This window comes from Caenibius sp. WL (genome assembly GCF_019803445.1).
GTDB lineage: Bacteria > Pseudomonadota > Alphaproteobacteria > Sphingomonadales > Sphingomonadaceae > Caenibius.
In genome coordinates, this window is record NZ_CP081844.1 from 2,371,197 (window position 1) to 2,387,401 (window position 16,205).

Annotated in this window: 12 protein-coding genes; 2 read left to right on the forward strand and 10 right to left on the reverse strand. The window is 64.6% G+C overall.

The features are described 5' to 3' along the window. Positions 1-70 precede the first annotated feature (70 nt). Together K5X80_RS11290 and K5X80_RS17300 are read right to left on the reverse strand one after the other, a co-directional pair. Positions 71-337: a hypothetical protein gene (locus tag K5X80_RS11290; protein ID WP_222557834.1), complete on the reverse strand. Its 267-nt coding sequence runs from the start codon at positions 335-337 to the stop codon at positions 71-73. A gap of 232 nt (positions 338-569) precedes the next feature. Beyond that, positions 570-1,043, reverse strand: coding sequence for an energy transducer TonB (locus tag K5X80_RS17300; RefSeq protein WP_502778301.1), 474 nt, complete (start codon positions 1,041-1,043; stop codon positions 570-572). An 87-nt stretch (positions 1,044-1,130) separates the two neighbouring features. Here K5X80_RS17300 and argJ point away from each other — a divergent pair, with 87 nt between their 5' ends. Both argJ and K5X80_RS11305 read left to right on the forward strand, forming a co-directional pair. Beyond that, a complete protein-coding gene (gene argJ / locus K5X80_RS11300) occupies positions 1,131-2,357 on the forward strand; it encodes a bifunctional glutamate N-acetyltransferase/amino-acid acetyltransferase ArgJ (protein ID WP_222557836.1) in 1,227 nt (408 codons plus the stop codon). 68 nt (positions 2,358-2,425) lie between these two features. Continuing rightward, positions 2,426-3,253, forward strand: a complete 828-nt coding sequence (locus K5X80_RS11305; RefSeq protein WP_222557837.1) for an inositol monophosphatase family protein — start codon at positions 2,426-2,428, stop codon at positions 3,251-3,253. 67 nt (positions 3,254-3,320) lie between these two features. Here the strand turns inward: K5X80_RS11305 and trxA are convergent, their stop codons facing one another. The 8 genes from trxA to ahcY form a co-directional block, all read right to left on the reverse strand. Next, positions 3,321-3,641, reverse strand: coding sequence for a thioredoxin (gene trxA, locus K5X80_RS11310; RefSeq protein ID WP_222557838.1), 321 nt, complete (start codon positions 3,639-3,641; stop codon positions 3,321-3,323). A gap of 72 nt (positions 3,642-3,713) precedes the next feature. After that, positions 3,714-7,181 carry a double-strand break repair helicase AddA gene (addA, locus tag K5X80_RS11315; RefSeq protein WP_222557839.1) on the reverse strand — a complete coding sequence of 1,156 codons (3,468 nt, stop codon included), beginning with the start codon at positions 7,179-7,181 and terminating at the stop codon, positions 3,714-3,716. Next, a complete protein-coding gene (gene addB / locus K5X80_RS11320) occupies positions 7,178-10,180 on the reverse strand; it encodes a double-strand break repair protein AddB (protein WP_222557840.1) in 3,003 nt (1,000 codons plus the stop codon). Before addB ends, addA begins: the two co-directional genes overlap by 4 nt. Continuing rightward, the gene (locus K5X80_RS11325) at positions 10,173-10,889 is read right to left on the reverse strand and encodes a nucleotidyltransferase family protein (protein ID WP_222557841.1); all 717 of its coding nucleotides are present in this window, start codon (positions 10,887-10,889) and stop codon (positions 10,173-10,175) included. The genes addB and K5X80_RS11325 overlap by 8 nt, the downstream gene beginning before the upstream one ends. Next, a complete protein-coding gene (locus tag K5X80_RS11330) occupies positions 10,886-11,869 on the reverse strand; it encodes an aminoglycoside phosphotransferase family protein (RefSeq protein ID WP_222557842.1) in 984 nt (327 codons plus the stop codon). The genes K5X80_RS11325 and K5X80_RS11330 overlap by 4 nt, the downstream gene beginning before the upstream one ends. Further along, the gene (gene tsaE, locus K5X80_RS11335) at positions 11,866-12,309 is read right to left on the reverse strand and encodes a tRNA (adenosine(37)-N6)-threonylcarbamoyltransferase complex ATPase subunit type 1 TsaE (protein WP_222557843.1); all 444 of its coding nucleotides are present in this window, start codon (positions 12,307-12,309) and stop codon (positions 11,866-11,868) included. Before tsaE ends, K5X80_RS11330 begins: the two co-directional genes overlap by 4 nt. Next, on the reverse strand, positions 12,306-14,648 hold the full coding sequence (locus tag K5X80_RS11340) for a sensor histidine kinase (RefSeq protein ID WP_222557844.1): 2,343 nt from the start codon (positions 14,646-14,648) through the stop codon (positions 12,306-12,308). Before K5X80_RS11340 ends, tsaE begins: the two co-directional genes overlap by 4 nt. 83 nt (positions 14,649-14,731) lie before the next feature. Continuing rightward, positions 14,732-16,144, reverse strand: coding sequence for an adenosylhomocysteinase (gene ahcY, locus K5X80_RS11345; protein ID WP_222557845.1), 1,413 nt, complete (start codon positions 16,142-16,144; stop codon positions 14,732-14,734). Positions 16,145-16,205 lie beyond the last annotated feature (61 nt).

The window sequence follows — 16,205 nt, forward strand, 5'->3', positions numbered from 1 at the left end:
TACAGGCCCGCTCCGATCCGGATCAGGACACAGGAGCGGGCAAAAACCGTGGGCTGAATGCAACCAAGCGCTATTCGCGGGCGCGATCGATCCCAACATAAACACCGCGCCATGCAGGTGCTGCGCTCACGGGCGCGAGGCCGCGCGCCACCACTGCCTGCACCACCGGCGGCAAGGGGGCCATGGCCGCCTGCTGCTGGCGCCGGTCCGCGGTAACGACGATTTCGAACGTCGCTTCCACCCGGGTTTCAACGCCGATCATGCGCGCCTGCGCGGGCACCGCAGTCGCGGCAAGGCCCGTGATGAGTGCAAAGAAAGTCAGCAGTTGGCGCAACATGGTGCCGCCGAGATAGGCATCGCAATCGCAAAGGTCCAGCGCGAAAGGCGCATTTTCAGTCCTTCAGCGGTTCGGTCTTCACGATTTGGGTAATTGTCACGCGTTTGCTGACCTGTGCGCCATGGTCATCGCGATAGGGCTGGAAATTTACCCATCTCGCGCAGAATGTCCGCTCCGCGTGTCACGAAAAGGCTGCGGCAGCATCGCCTTTCCACTCTTCAGATATGCCGAATCAAAAGCAGTCACCCGTCAATCGCGGACAGTACCGATCGTTTCTATTACGGGTTCCAGTGGCGTACCCGTCCACAGGTGCAGGATTGCTCTGAGGTATCTGCCAGCGCATCGCATTGGTGTAAGTGCCGGGGACGGCTTTGCCCCGACTGTTGCGCACCGGATGAAACCGGGCGCGCCGGCTCACGACATCGCATGTCGCCACATCCAGCGTGGCGGAGCCACTCGAACGGGTAATCCTGCAATTGCTAACCAAGCCATTCGCATCGACATCCAGCAAGAACACGGCGGTCCCGCTCTCACCGTTGTGCATCGCGCTCACAGGATAGTCTTGGGATGTGACCCATGTCGCCGGTGAGGCCACGGGACGCGCCACACGCAATGATACAGGCGGCGGGGCGATCTTCTCCGCGTGCACCACCCCCACGCATGACGTCGTGGCCGCGATAACGATTAGTACTGTTCTGATCCCCATAGCCGCCACGGATAATCAGCGGCGATTCATCCGTCCAGCGCGAAACCGCGTTTACGCAGAGGCACCGCGCCAGTAGAGAACCGCGCCATGGATATCGCGACTTCCCCCCTCGCCCGCCCCTTCCCCGAAATGCCTGCCATTGCAGGCGCCACGCCGCATATCGCCCGCGCCGGTTACAAGGATTGGGGGCGCTGCGACCTGACATATGTCGAACTGACCGAAGGTACGGCGGTTGCCGGGGTGTTTACCCGCAACGTGTGCTGTTCGAGCGAGGTCGAACTGGGGCGCGACAATATCAGTCAGGGTCTTGCCCGCGCACTGATTGTCAATGCGGGGAATTCCAACGCCTTCACCGGCTACCGCGGGCGTGAAGCGGTGGAACAGATCATGGCGCAGGTCTCCGCCCATCTCGATTGCCCTCAGGAACAGGTCTTCGTTTCCTCCACCGGCGTGATTGGCGTCCCGCTGCCGAAGGACAAGGCGAAAGCGGGCGTCGAAGCCGCCCTGAACGCCGCGCCCTGCACTTGGGAAGATGCCGCCGACACTATCGGCACCACCGACACATTCGCAAAGGGGGCGACGGCGCAGGCCGTTGTCGGCGGGAAGACGGTCACTCTCGCCGCCATCATCAAGGGCAGCGGCATGATCGCGCCCGATATGGCCACCATGCTGGGCTATATCTTCACCGATGCCGCCGTGAGCCCGGCTTTCCTGCAAGAGTGCCTGTCCCGGGCAAGCGACAGGAGCTTCAACTGCATCACCGTGGATAGCGACACCTCCACCAGCGATACCGTGCTCGCGTTCGCCACCGGCAAAGCCGGCAATGCCCCGCTCACCGGATTCGACGATGACGGCGCCGATGCGTTCGCCGCCGCGCTGGCCGATGTCTGCCGCCAGCTCGCCCACCTCGTCGTGCGCGATGGCGAAGGGGCACAGAAGTTCATCGCCGTGTCCGTTACCGGCGCCGTATCGGACGAAAGCGCGCGCAAGGTCGGGCTGGCCATCGCCAATTCGCCGCTGGTCAAGACCGCAATCGCCGGGGAAGACGCCAACTGGGGCCGCGTGGTGATGGCTGTCGGCAAAGCGGGCGAACCTGCCGACCGTGATCGGCTGTCGATCGGCTTCGGCGGCATCTGGGCCGCGCGTGAAGGCTTGCCACTTGCCGATTATGACGAAGCGCCCGTGGCCGAGCATCTCAAAGGGCAGGATATCAGCATCGAAGTCGACCTTGGCATGGGCCCTGGAACGGCGACCGTGTGGACCTGCGATCTGACGCACGGCTACATCGCGATCAACGCCGATTACCGGAGCTGACGCGTGCCGCGTATCTGGCGATCCGCCTCTGAATGGGCTGCCCAGGGGCGGCTCAGGTGTCCGGCACAATGACTTGCGCGGCTGTCGATACGCTCGCTCTTACCCCTGCAGTTCGCACGCTGATGCGCGAGGTGGCGGAGCGGGCCATCCTGCCGCATTATCGCACACTCGCCAGCGATGAGGTGATCGCCAAGGCGGTGGACGACGTAGTGACCATTGCCGACCGTGAAAGCGAGGCAATGCTGGGCGAAGGCCTGGCCCGGCTTCTACCCGATGCGGCGATTGTGGGGGAAGAAGCCGCTCACGAAAACCCGGCGGTGCTGGACCGGTTGTCGGATTCGCTTTGCTGGATTATCGATCCGCTGGACGGGACAAACAACTTTGCGGCCGGGAATCCGCCGTTCGGCATGCTCATCGCACTGGCGCAGGAAGGCGATACGATTGCCGGGTGGATTTACGATCCGCTTTCGGGCCGCTTCTGCCATGCGCATCGGGAACAAGGGGCCTATATCGGCGATGAACGCGTTTCCGCGCGCGCCAGCGGCCAGGAACCGCCCGTGGCGGCGATCTCCCTCCTGTATATGGACCCGGCGCAGCGTGAAAAGGTCAAGGCCCATATCGCGCCCCATTATCGCATGGTCGATATCCCCCGCTGCGCCGCCGAACAGTATCCCCGGCTGGTGTTGAGGGAGAATGACCTTTCGATCTTCGAACGGACTCTGCCATGGGATCACGCCGCCGGGGTCCTGTTCCTCAACGAAGCCGGCGGCAAGGCCGCCCGTAACGACGGCTCACCCTATCGCGTGGATGACTATGCAAGGCCGGGCCTGATCGGTGCGGCAAGCCCTGCGCTATGGGAAAGTCTGGCTGCGCAACTGGCTGCGCTCGAAGCCTGAATCCTGTATTCCCGATCCGGACAAGCTCAGCTCGCCCGGATCGCCCAAATAGTGAAATTACAAAATCTTAGAGGACGCTTTCAATCCAGCCCTTGAGCTGGCTTTTCGGAGCGGCGCCCAACTTCTGGGCAACCGGCTTGCCATCCTTGAACAACACCATCAGCGGAATCGACTGGACACCGAACTGGCTGGCCGTGTCGGTGTTTTCCATGATGTCGACCTTGGCGATGGTCACCTTGTCGGCCAACTCCTCGGAAATCTCCTCCAACGCCGGAGCGATCATCTTACACGGACCACACCAGTCAGCCCAGAAATCGACGAGAACGGGCTTGTCGGAATTGAGGACGTCCTCGGAAAAACTCGCATCGGTGACGGCTTTGGTGGGCATGTGTGACTCCTTACTGTTATCCGCAATCTAGGCAGACACCCTGAAGATGCCAATAAGCCGGACGCGATAGGATTACTGCGCCCCCTGCAATTCCCGCTTGTGCGCCTCCAGCAAATCCGCCGGAATGGGCATAAGCTGTGGGGCATGCGTGTAAAGCACGCCTGCATGCACCGCGCGGTCGGGGTAGATCACTTCGAGCGCGGCGGCATAGGCGGCCAATTGGCGGATCGTGCCCACGGGCATGCCCGCAACGGTTTCCGGCGGGCGCCGGGTGGTCTTGAAATCGATTAGCGTGAGTGCCTCCGGCGTCACCAGCAAACGGTCGATCGTGCCCGCGATCACCTGCCCGCCTACTGTCGCCGCAATCGGCACTTCGGCCAGTGCATCGCCTCCCAATACCCTGCCCCATTCGGGCATTGCCAGGACGGCGAGGACCGAAGCCAGCATGGCTTCGCGTTCGTTCGCCGCAAAATCGCCGGCGTTCCTCGCCAGCCACCGCTGCCCGGCGGCCTCGCGCTCGGTGAGCGGCAGTTCCGGCAACCGTTCGAGCAGGCAATGGAGCAGAACCCCGCGCCGTGCGGCATCAGCGCGCGTACCCGGTGGAAAAGGCGGATCGGCGGTATCATCATCCCCTGCGGCGGACGGCGCCAAGGGGCGTGGCGGACGCGGCTCCGGACCGATGGTTTGCACGGCCCAAACAGGCAAAGCCGGGCGTTCGGGCCGCGACAGGGCAACCGCCGCTGCCACGGGCGGGGGCAATTGGCCCCATTGCCGGCGCAAACCCCAGATGGGATCGGGCAGCGGCTCAGCTTCGAACAACGGAGCGAGCTGGGCATACCAGCTATCGTCCGCTGCTGCGCCCCTGTCGCGCGGCCCCAGCGATCCGGCGATATACAGTCCCTCTTCCGCCCGGGTCATCGCGACATAGAGCAAGCGCCAATGTTCTTCACGTTCCTCCCGGGCAATCCGCGCTTCGGCCGCAGCCACCGGGCCGACCTTCTGTTCTTTCACCAGACCGGGCAAGGGGACCGCCCGCCCCCCGCCGCCGCCAATCGGCTCGTCCTGCAAGCTCAGCCCACGCGCGGGGCTGGCATCAGGATTCCCGGCTGCATCAGCCAATATCACAATTGGCGCCTGTAACCCCTTGGAACCATGGATAGTCATGACACGAACCATGCCATGGGCAGAATCCGCCTCACGCTTCAGTTCACCATCGCCCGCATCGAACCAGCGGATGAAACCTTGCAGGCTTGGCGTATGGGCAGCGGCATAGGCGTGGGCCGCATTGAGCAATTCGTCGATCGGATCGTTGGCTTCACCGCCAAGCCGCGCCACCAATTTGCGCCGCCCCTGCCATGGGCCGAGCAACATCCAGTGCAATAGCGCCTGCGGCGGTTCGAAATCCGCCCTTGCCAGCAAAGCCAGCAAATCCGCCCGCGCGGCGGCCACTTCCGCATCCGCCGACGCCCGCAGATGATCCCACAGCTTCACCCCTTTCGGGCGCCATGCGTGATCCAGCAACTGTTGCTGGTTCCATCCAATCAACGGCGACACCAACAGATTGGCAAGATTAAGATCATCAAAGGGTTGTGCAGCAAACCGCAAGGCCGCCATCAAGTCCTTGACTGCCAGGGGAGCGCCCAATCGCAACCGGTCGACCCCTGCAACCGGAACGCCCGCCGCATGCAAGCGCGCCACGATCAGCCCGGCCAGCTCCTTGCGCTTGCGCACCAGCACCATGACGTCGCCCGGTCCCGCATTGCGCGGCTGGGCCCCTTTCACCAGCGGGTAGCCATGGTCCATCCAGTGCCGGACCTGCCGCGCGATACGATCCGCGAGTTGCCGGTCGGGGCGGGAAAGCCAGCTTTCCTCGCCTTCATCCTCTTCTTCCGTTTCGTCGCTTTCTTCTTCCGCACCGATGGCGGGCCAGAGCGCGACCACGCCGGGCCGTTCCTGCCCGACGTGGGCTTCCGCCTTGTCTTTCAGGCCGAACCGTTCCCACCCGATTCGCGCAATCGCCGCATCGACGAATTGCAAAATCTCGACAGAAGTTCGGAATGACTGACCAAGACCATATTCTTTCAGGGTTTTCGGGTCTTCAGCGTCTTTGTGCTCGTGAAGGTTTCCCGCCGCTGCCGCCATTTCGCGGCGGACTCGCTGGCGCGCAGCCTCGAAGTTCTCGGGGCTGGTTCCCTGAAACCGGAAAATCGCCTGTTTATAGTCACCTACGGTAAACACCGTGCGCATTATGCCATCACGCGCGCCCGCACCGGAAAAGTAGTCGTCAATCAGGGCATGGATGATCGCCCATTGCTCGGCATTGGTGTCCTGCGCTTCGTCGATCAGCACATGATCGAAACGGCGATCTAGCTTGTAGCGGATCCAGTCCGCCATATCGCTACGCTGCAGCAAGGCCGCCGCGCGCCGAATCTGATCGTCGAAATCGACAAACCCTTCCCGTGCCTTGGCCTCATCCCACGCCAGAGCGAAAGCGCGCCCCGCAGTCAGCGCGGGCGCGAGGAAATCGGCCAGTTCCACCAAAGCCAGCATTTCGCGCACCCGCGCGATGCTGTCAGACACCCGGGTTACATAGCCTGCATATCCGGGATCGATCTTTTCCTGAGAAGCGAAGGCCCGCAAAGTGCCTTTCTGCGTATGGAACAGGGCATGGAGATCGCCGATCCGGGCAAGCCGCTCCTGCGGGCCGGCAGCGAGCCAGCCCGCGATGGCAGCAGCATTGTCCTGCCCCGTCTTCGCTTTCCATCCGCTGTTGATCGCCATGCAGGCCTGCAACGAACGCACATCGAAGCGTTCATCGGTACAGAGCACGGCAACATCGTCTTTGCCGCAATCGCTGGCGAGACCGAGAAGCTGGCAAACGCGCGGCCGCAACGGCGGCTGCCATGCGCCGGGGCCGAACCACAGCTCCCCGGCCGCAGCGCATTGCATCAACCATTCGAGTACGGCATCCGCCCCTTTTTTGAGGCTCATATCTTCGATAGCTGACAATATTTCCCGATCGTCACGCTGCTGCGCATCCAGCAACATGCCGGTGAGAACCTCGCGGGCGAGCATTCCCCGCTCCCGGTCTTCCATCGCCCGGGCGCCTGGGGCCAACCCTGCTTCGGCGGGGAACGTGGCCAGCAACCACTGGGCGAAGGCATGAATGGTATCGATCCTGAGCCCACCGCCCGGACAATCGAGCACGGCTGCAAACAGCGTGCGCGCGCGGGCCCGGGTCTGGGGTCCGTTGTCAGCGCCGATGGCCACGAGATCGCTGGCCAGCGCGGTTTCGCTCATCCGCACCCAGTTGGCGAGCACTTCGTTGACCCGTACCGCCATCTCCGCTGCGCCCGCCTTGGTAAAAGTCAGGCAGAGTATCTGCGACGGCTGGACACCGGGCTGCAACAGGAGACGCAGCACCCGCGCGGACAGCACCTGGGTCTTGCCCGTGCCTGCGGACGCGGAGAGCCACACGCTTTCCACCGGATCGACCGCAAGACGCTGGTTACCGTGCAGAGGAAAGACCTTGCCGCTCATGCCACCGTATCCCCGGTTTCATCGGCACGCGCCTGCCATTCATCGAGACGCATCAACTGATCGTAATCCGCATAACCGGGAAAATCGGGATTGAGCCTGGCGGTGAACGGTTCACCGCCCTTGATCCAGCGTTGGATGGCTTCGCGGAGGAAATGCGAGCTCTCCGCAAGATATTCCTCCCTTTTCAATCCCTTCTTCCTACCTTCTGCCACGCGTTCAATGCGATAGCCAAAGCCGGTTTCGCTCTTGCGGTCCTTTCCGAACGACCAGTATTCGAAATGGGTCGGCTCTCCTGAAGCCCCCGCGATGCCGCCCGCCTGCGCCATCAACCCGATCAGGCCGAGTTGCAGAGCGAAGCCTTTCTCGACCATAGCCGCAGACGGCGGGCCGCCGGTCTTGTAATCGACGATGGCCAGTTCGCCATTGGCGAAGCGATCGATCCGGTCCGCCCGGCCATGAATGCGCACGCCGTCGACGATCATCTCGCCATCCTGTTCGACCGCGACAATCGTGCGATCGGGCAGGCGGGCGATTTCGGCTTCGATCCAGTCCAGCGCGGCAAGCAGCCGGGGCCGCCAGAGCCCACGCATCAGCGGATGCGCGTTTTCCTCATCCAGCACGCGCTCCGCGATCGGGCGCAGTTCGCCGCCTTCCTGATGCCATATCTGCAAAATCCAGTGGGCAACCGTGCCCTGCCATGCAGGAGACGGCTCCGCGTCCAGCGGATCGAGACTACGCAGCCGCAGGATCGCGCTGGCATAGAATTGGTAGGGATCGCCCCGCAGACGGTCGAGCGCCGTCACCGCCAGGGGGACATCGCGCTGCTCGGCGCTGGGGCACGGCTCCGGCCGTTGGTAAGCGGGTGCAGGCTCGGCAGCGTCCAGCATTCTCGCCAGTTCGACTGCGTGCGTTTCCTGATGCGCGTGCAACAGGTCTTCGCCCAGCAAGGCGCGCACGCGCAGAAGGAAGCGCGAAGGGATCGCCGGCCCCTGCCCATCGCGCTGGGCCCGGCTCAGCACCACTTCGGGCGCGCCCAGCGCGCCCGCCAGATCGTGCGCGGCCAGGCCGATACGGAAATCCGCGCCCGGCACGCCCAGAGCACGCAGAATGGCGGGCGGCAGAAGAGGATCGGGGCCCGGTGGCTGAGGCCAACTGCCTTCGTTCAGCCCGCCGCAGATCACCAGATCGGCCCGGCTCATCCGCGATTCGAGCAAACCGTAGATCGCCACGCGCGGATGCCCGCCATAGGGCGGCCGCACGGCCACCTTGTCCATCATATCGCGCAACAAGGCGGGGACTGCCAGCGGCTCCAGCACGGTGCCGATCCGGGCAGCGTGCGAACGCAGATCCTCGATCAGCGCGGAAAGGGCACGCCCGTCCTCCCGGCTCCACAATCCTATGCCGCACAGCGCCTCGCCCGCAGCGGCGAGCAGATCGATCTGCTCGGCAAGCGGTGCGGGCTCTGCGCCTTGCGCGATCATCAGCGGGGCCAGCGCGGCCTCAACCTTGCCCCACCATTGCGTGATCGCTGCATCATGGCGCGCCAGATGCGCGATATGGTGCTGTAGCGGCGCGAGGCCGGGCGCGGGGCGCGGGCCACGCAGGCGCAATTCCAGCGCGCGGGCATAGTCCAGCCATTGCGCCCGCCCTTCCCCGGCGGCAACCAGTGGATGCCCCAGCAGAGCGCATAGCGGAACGGGCGCCGCACGTTCGGCCATGACTTCGGCCAGAAGCAGAATCACGCGGCCTGCCGGTGTTTGCGAAAGAGCCCGCCCGGCCGTGTCATCCGCTTCGATATTCCAGCGGCGCAGATGCGCGGCGACGCGCCCAGCAAGCCCGCGATCCGGCGTTACCAGTGCGACACGCCGCTCGGGCGTTTCGATCGCCTCGCGAATCAACAGGGCGATGGCCTGCGCTTCTTCCTCGGGATTGGCGGTTTCCATCAGCCGCACACCGGCAAGCTGGCGGCTCTCCGGGGGTAAGGCCGCCCACCCCGCGCTTGCCCTGGGCGGCAGGAACAGGCTGGAAAGCGCGTGGCTGCGCGCCGGTGGGGCCGCTGTCATGCCCGCGCGGTGCCAGGGGCGCACTTCGCTCCGCGCAATTCCCATGCGGTTGAGCAGCAGCTTGAGATGATATTGCGGATGGGTGGCGGCATCGGCCGCGCCGAAGGGCGGCCCGCCCGGCTCTTGCGGCGCCCCCGCGCAGCCCAGTTCTTCCCACACCGCCTCATCCAGCGAAAGATCGAAGTCCGGCAGAATCACCGCCCCGCGCGGTGTCTGCGCCACCACCCGCAACAACCGCGCCAGCGCGGGCGCGGCGCTGGTCACGCCTGCGGCGACGATCGGGGTCCCCGGTGGCTTTTCCGCCCAGCGGGCCGCCGCATAATCGAACAGCCGATTGCGCCGCGCGGCGGCATCCAGTTCGCCGCGCTCCTCCAGTTCGGCCAGCCAGCGATGCTGGACCTTGAGGAACAGCCGGGTCGAATCCGCCCAGTGCGCCGCCAGATCGCCGACAATACCGATCACCGGCTCCTGCAACAGTTGCTCGGGCCCGACGTCTTCCACCAGCAGGCGGTCCATCGTGCGGCACACCTGTTCCGCCTGCCGCAGCAAGGCGGCGCCGCGCGGCGCGGCATCCCCCGCATCTTCGACAATCAACTGCGCCACCCGCAGCCAGCGGGCGGTGGGATCGGCAGCTGGCGGGATCGCCTCGCCCGCGCCCAGCGGATCGAGCAGCGGCCCCAGCGTTTCATCCAGATCGAGATCACCCACCACCGCCATGCGCGGCATCAGCAGGCCAGCTTGCCCCACTTCTCCGGCGAGGCGGATAAAAGCCTCGCTCACCGTGCGGGCGGCGCGCTGGCTCGGCAGCAGCAGCGTCAGCCGGGCAAGGCCGACGTCATCCTCCCAGTAGCGCGGCAGAAGCCCGGCCACCAGGGCATCGGCGAACCCGCGATGGGCAGCGATCGAATAGACGCTGGGCCCGGAACGCTCAGCCACGCGTCAATGCGGCTTCGGTGGCGACGACCGCTCCCGGATCGCCCACTTCATACCACAGGCCGGTGAAAGTCGTGCCGTAAAGCCGCCCTTCCTCGATCGCGCGGGTCCACAGCAGATTGGTGGAAAAGGGCCCTTCGGGCGCATCGCGCAACAGGCGGTGCGATACGATCTGGATCCCGGTGTAAATGAAAGGCGCCACGCGGCGGCTCTGACGGCGGCTGACACGCCCCAGCGGATCGAGATGGAAATCGCCATCGCCGCGATAATTGCGGGCCCCGGCATGCGGCACCATCAGCAGCAGCGCGTCCATCGCGTCGGGGTTCCACAGGTCCGACAACTGGCGAAAACAGTCCACCGGCCCTTCGAGCCAGAGATTGTCGCTGTTCAGGCAGAAAAACGGATCGGGCAGCAGATGCCGCGCTTTCACCATGCCTCCGCCGGTTTCGAGCAATTGCTCACGCTCGTCGGAAATAATGCATTTGGGCACTGCCCGGGCCAGCACATGGGCTTCCAGGGAATCGGGCAGATAATGGACATTGATCACCGCCTTGGCGATTCCCGCCGCGGCAAGGCTGTCCAGCGCATGATCGATCAGCGGCTTCCCTGCCACTTTCACCATCGGCTTAGGCCGGGTGGAGGTCAGCGGCCGCATCCTCTTGCCGAGGCCCGCGGCCATGACCATCGCGGTATCGCTGACCAACGGTTTCATCCCAGCCCGCCTCCGCGCCGTTCGCGGATCGGGGCGGGAATGTTCGCGTCGAACCATGCGGCGACCGGCGCCAGCGCGGGGTGCGCCAGATCGCGTTCCATCGCTTCCCATACGCGCGGGATCATGGCGAGGTAGCGGGGCTTGCCGTCACGTTTCCACAAGCGCGCGAAAATGCCGACGATCTTGGCGTTCCGCTGCGCCCCGAGCCGGGCATAGTCCGCCGCGAAATCGGGCCCGGCATCGATCCGGGCCGCGTAATGATCGAGCATCGCGCGTTCCAGTTGCGGCGAAACGTCCCGGCGCGCATCCTGCAACAACGACACCAGATCGTAAGCCGGATGGCCGACCAGCGCATCCTGATAATCGATCAGCCCCTGTTCCCCATCGGGCAGAAGCATGATGTTTTCCGCATGATAATCGCGCAGCACCGTCACCCCCGGCTGCTGCCGGGCCAGCAACGGCGCCAGTGCCTCGTCCCACGCGGCGGTATAACCGGCGGCATCCACCGTGATGCCGGCAGCGGGGCAGAACCATTCGGGAAGCAGGTTCACCTCGCGCTGATAGACGGCCATATCGTATGGTTCGAAAGGCCCTGCGGGCAGGCCGTGCAAAACCACCAGCGCATCGATCGCGGTGCGATAGGCCGCCAGTTCATCCTGCGGCGCGATATCGAGATGATCGCGCATGCGGGTATCGCCGAAATCTTCCATCAGCACGAAGCCCCGCGCGCCATCCTCCGCATAGATTTCCGGCGCGCGCAGCCCGTTGGCCAGAAGCCATTGGCCGACATGAAGGAAAGGCCGGGTATCTTCTTCCGGCGGCGGTGCATCCATCAGCATGGCGCTGCGCCCACCATCGCTGGCGCGAATGCGGAAATAGCGGCGGAACGAAGCGTCGCCGGGCAGCGGTTCGATCACGCTGCCGCCCCACCCAGCCCCGGCCAGGAATGAATTGATGCCTTCCGGCAGGTTCGTCGTCATGGGCAGCGATCTAGCCAATCGGGCCCCGGTTCGACAATGGCGATCCGCCCTTCTCCACGATGTTCGAGCGCGATCGACAGACAGCCCGGCTCATGGCCGAAGCCGCCCGCATGATCCGGCCATTCGGCCAGCAGCGCGGCGCCATCGCGATAATCGTCCAATCCCAGTTCCTCCGCTTCGTCCGGATGATCGAGCCGGTAGAAATCGGCATGCACCAGCGGCAGGCGCAATGTGGGGCTTTCGTATGTCTCTATGATGGCAAAGCTGGGCGACGGCACTTCGCCTTCGTGTCCCAATCCGGCGATAATCGCGCGTGCGAGCGTGGTCTTGCCCGCGCCGAGACCGCCCGATAACGCCACCACATCGCCGGGGCGCAAGCGGTCCGCAATCGCTTTGCCGAAGCGCTGCATCGCCGCCAGATCGGGCAGATCGCGGGTCACGGCAGAAAAATGGTCGCCGTGGTGCCGACCTCCTTTTCCGAAACGAGATCGAGCCTGCCGCCGTGCGCTTCGATCAATTGCCGGGCAAGCGGGAGGCCGAGCCCCTGCCGCCGTTCCACGCCCTTGCCATCGGCGGCGATACGATAGCCGTCGAGCGCGTGGGCCATCTCGCCGGGGGTCATTCCCTTGCCGCTGTCGGACACGACAATCGCGGTGCCACGCTTGCGCGGGGACACTTCGACCAGGATTTCACCCCCCTTGGGCGTGGCAGCAATGGCGTTGTCGAGAATATGGCCGAACGCCCGCGCCAGCCGGCGCCTGTCCGCCTGCACTTTGCCCGCCGCCTGATTGCCGCGCAGATTGAGGCTGAGACCGGCCTCGACGATGCGCTGTTCCCGTTCGCGCACCACCTTGGTGACGAACGGCATCACATCGACCTCTTCGAGAGCGAGCGGCAGCAGGCCGGCCTCGCTCTGCGTCAGGTCGAGAACGCTTTCGATCTGTTCCCCCAGCCGTTCGACGGACACGAGAATACCCTCGACATATTCCTGGGCCTGCGGCTGCAGTTCCCCCGCCATCCCGCTTTGCAACAGTTCGGCAAAGCCGCCGATCGAAGTCAGCGGCGTGCGGAATTCATAGCTCATATTGGCGAGGAACCGGGTCTTCACCGCATCTGCTTCTTCCAGCGCGGTGTTGCGTTCGCGCAGGGCATCCTCGGCCTTGCGCGAATCCGTAACGTCGAGCGCGGTCAGCAAGCCGTTGCCATCGGGCAAAGGGACCCCGGCAAATTCGAAAATGCGCCCATCGGCCAGTGTAACCTGTCCGCTGGTCTGCTTGCGGTCCAGCGTCGCCGCGCGCACCACATCGCCGATGGCCTGCGTCTGCGCGGGCTTCTGAAGTTTCGTGCCGAGCTTCTCCAGCAACGCCTCGATCCGGGGGTGCTGATCGAGAAATTTCTCGTCCAGTTTCCAGTCTGCGGCGAAGCGGCGGTTCCAGATTTGCATCCGCCCGTCCGGCGCGAACACCGCGAGCGATTCGAACAGCGAATCGAATGTCGCCGTGCGCGTGCGCAGCAGCGTGTCGCGCGTCGCCGACAGCGCGAGCTGTTCGGTGCGATCTTCGGCAATCAGCACCAGCCCGCCATCCGGCATCGGCTGGGCGACGATGCGCAAATGCGTGCCATCGCGCAGCGGCCAGGCTTCTTCCTGCGGCGTCCCGGTGGCGAACCACCGTCCGTGTTCCCGCCGCCATTCGGGGAAATCGCGCAGTTCCGGCAGACGCCCGCTTTCGCGCGCCATGGTCAGCCATTGTTCGAAATCGGGCGCTTCCGCCAAAGCGGCGGGATTGAGCGCGAAAATCCGCTGGAACGGGCCGTTGGCGAAAGCCAGCCGCCTCTTGCCATCGAACTGGGCGACCCCGACCGACAACAGGTCGAGCATGGACCGCTGCGCATCGCGGAACGCCCGCAGCGCACGCGCCTGCTCCTCCAGTTCTTCGATATCGATGGCGTAGCCGGCAACCCCCTCCTCCCCCAGCGGCAGATCGCTGACGCGCAAAGTGCGGCGCTGGCTGCCGATCGTGGCGCTGATATCGCGTTCGACCGGCTGATTGCGGCCCCGCGCGCGCTCCGCCACTTCGGCCGCCGTCATCCCGTCGACCGTTTCGATCAGTTCGATCTGGTCGGCGATCACTTTCGCGGCGTCGGATGCTTCGACCGCTTTGACATAGGCCGAGTTGACGAGCCGCAACCGCATATCGGGCCCACGGAACCACATTGGCATGGGCGCGGCTTCGATCAGGCCGACCAGCGCGGTGAAATCCTCACGCGCGCGCGCCGCCTGCGTGCGCAACTCGGTCAGTTCCGATTCGCTTTCGCTGAAATCGAACACCCAGACGAGCGCCGCGCCGCCTGGGGAAATCTGTGAATCCGCCAGATGCCCTCGCATGGCGAGGCTGCGCTGCGATCCGCGCGGCGTGATGGCGATGCGGAACGGCGCCGCGGTTTTCTGAGTCACCCGCACGGCTTCGCTCAAAGCGGCCAGTTCTTCCGCCGTGATTCCGTGTTCGCCCGCGTCCAGTTCGGTAAGATAGCCCGGCATCGCATCGAGCCCCAGCCAGGCGGCGAGCCGTTGCGGCGCTTCGATCCGCCCGTCGGCGCGCACCAGCATCGGGATGGCGGGCGATTCCTCGATCATGCGCGACAGGCGCCGCGCCGCTTTGCGGCCGGTTTCCGCCCTGCGCAATGCCGCCCGGGCAGACAGGATCAGCCAGCCTGCGCCGAGTGTCCAGGCGGCAAGCAAAAGGCCGATCAACACCAACGCAGTTTCGGATAGTGTCATACGGGCATCGCTATGCCGCGCCCACCGATTTGACAATGGGCCGCACGGTGGCCCGACAGAATGCCGGGCCACTTATCAGCAGTTCAATAGCGATAGTGATCGGGCTTGAACGGCCCATCCACCGAAACGCCGATATAGGCCGCCTGTTCGGGGCTCAACCGGGACAGTTTCACGCCCAGCTTTTCAAGATGCAGCGCCGCGACCTTTTCATCGAGATGCTTGGGCAGAACGAAGACGTTGTTTTCGTAAGAATCGCCCTTGGTGAAAAGCTCGATCTGCGCCAGCACCTGATTGGTGAAGCTGGAACTCATCACGAAGCTGGGGTGGCCGGTGGCGCAGCCCAGATTGACCAGCCGGCCCTTGGCCAGCACGAGAAGCTGCTTGCCATCGGGGAACGTCACCAGATCGGTGCCCGGCTTGACTTCCTTCCACTCGTAATTGCTGAGCGCGGAAATCTGGATTTCGCTGTCGAAGTGGCCGATGTTGCACACGATGGCCATGTTCTTCATCGCCTTCATGTGATCGCCGGTGATCACGCCTTCGTTGCCGGTGGCCGTCACGAAAATGTCGGCGCGCCGCACCGCTTCTTCCATGGTGACGACTTCATAGCCTTCCATCGCCGCCTGCAACGCGCAGATCGGATCGATTTCGGTGACAAGCACCCGCGCGCCGCCCTGGCGGAGCGAAGCGGCCGAGCCTTTGCCCACATCGCCGAACCCGGCCACGCAGGCGACTTTGCCTGCCAGCATCACGTCGGTCGCCCGGCGGATGGCGTCGACCAGCGATTCCTTGCAACCATAGAGGTTGTCGAATTTCGACTTGGTCACGCTGTCGTTCACGTTGATTGCCGGGAACGGCAGCTTGCCCTGCTTGGCGAGCTGATACAGGCGCGTCACGCCCGTGGTGGTTTCTTCCGAAACGCCGTGGATCGCCTTGACCGTGGCGGTCAGATAGCCCGGCTTGCGCGCGATGAACTCTTTCAGCGCACGCTGGAATTCGATTTCCTCGGCATTGCCGGGCGCGGGCATGTCCTCGCCCGCTTCGATCCGCGCACCCCACAGCGCGAACATCGTGGCATCCCCGCCATCGTCGAGAATCATGTTGCAGGTGGTTTCGCTGCCCCAGTCGAAAATCCGCCCGACATAGTCCCAGTATTCCGCCAGGCTTTCGCCCTTGATCGCGAACACCGGAATGCCCTGGGCGGCGATGGCGGCGGCGGCGTGATCCTGGGTGGAGAAGATGTTGCAGGTCGCCCAGCGCACCTCCGCGCCCAGCGCCACCAGCGTTTCGATCAGCACGGCGGTCTGGATCGTCATGTGCAGCGAGCCGGTGATCCGCGCGCCCTTGAGCGGTTGCGCCGCGCCATATTCGGCACGCAGCGCCATCAGGCCGGGCATTTCCGTTTCGGCGATGGCGATCTCGTCGCGCCCGAATTCGGCAAGCGACAGATCCTTGATGACGAAATCATCGGCATTCTGGGCGGAGGCAGTGGCCACTCTCGAAACTCCCGGGAAAAGTGCAAAAACAAGCGCACCGCGCAAACCGGGCGGCACAGGT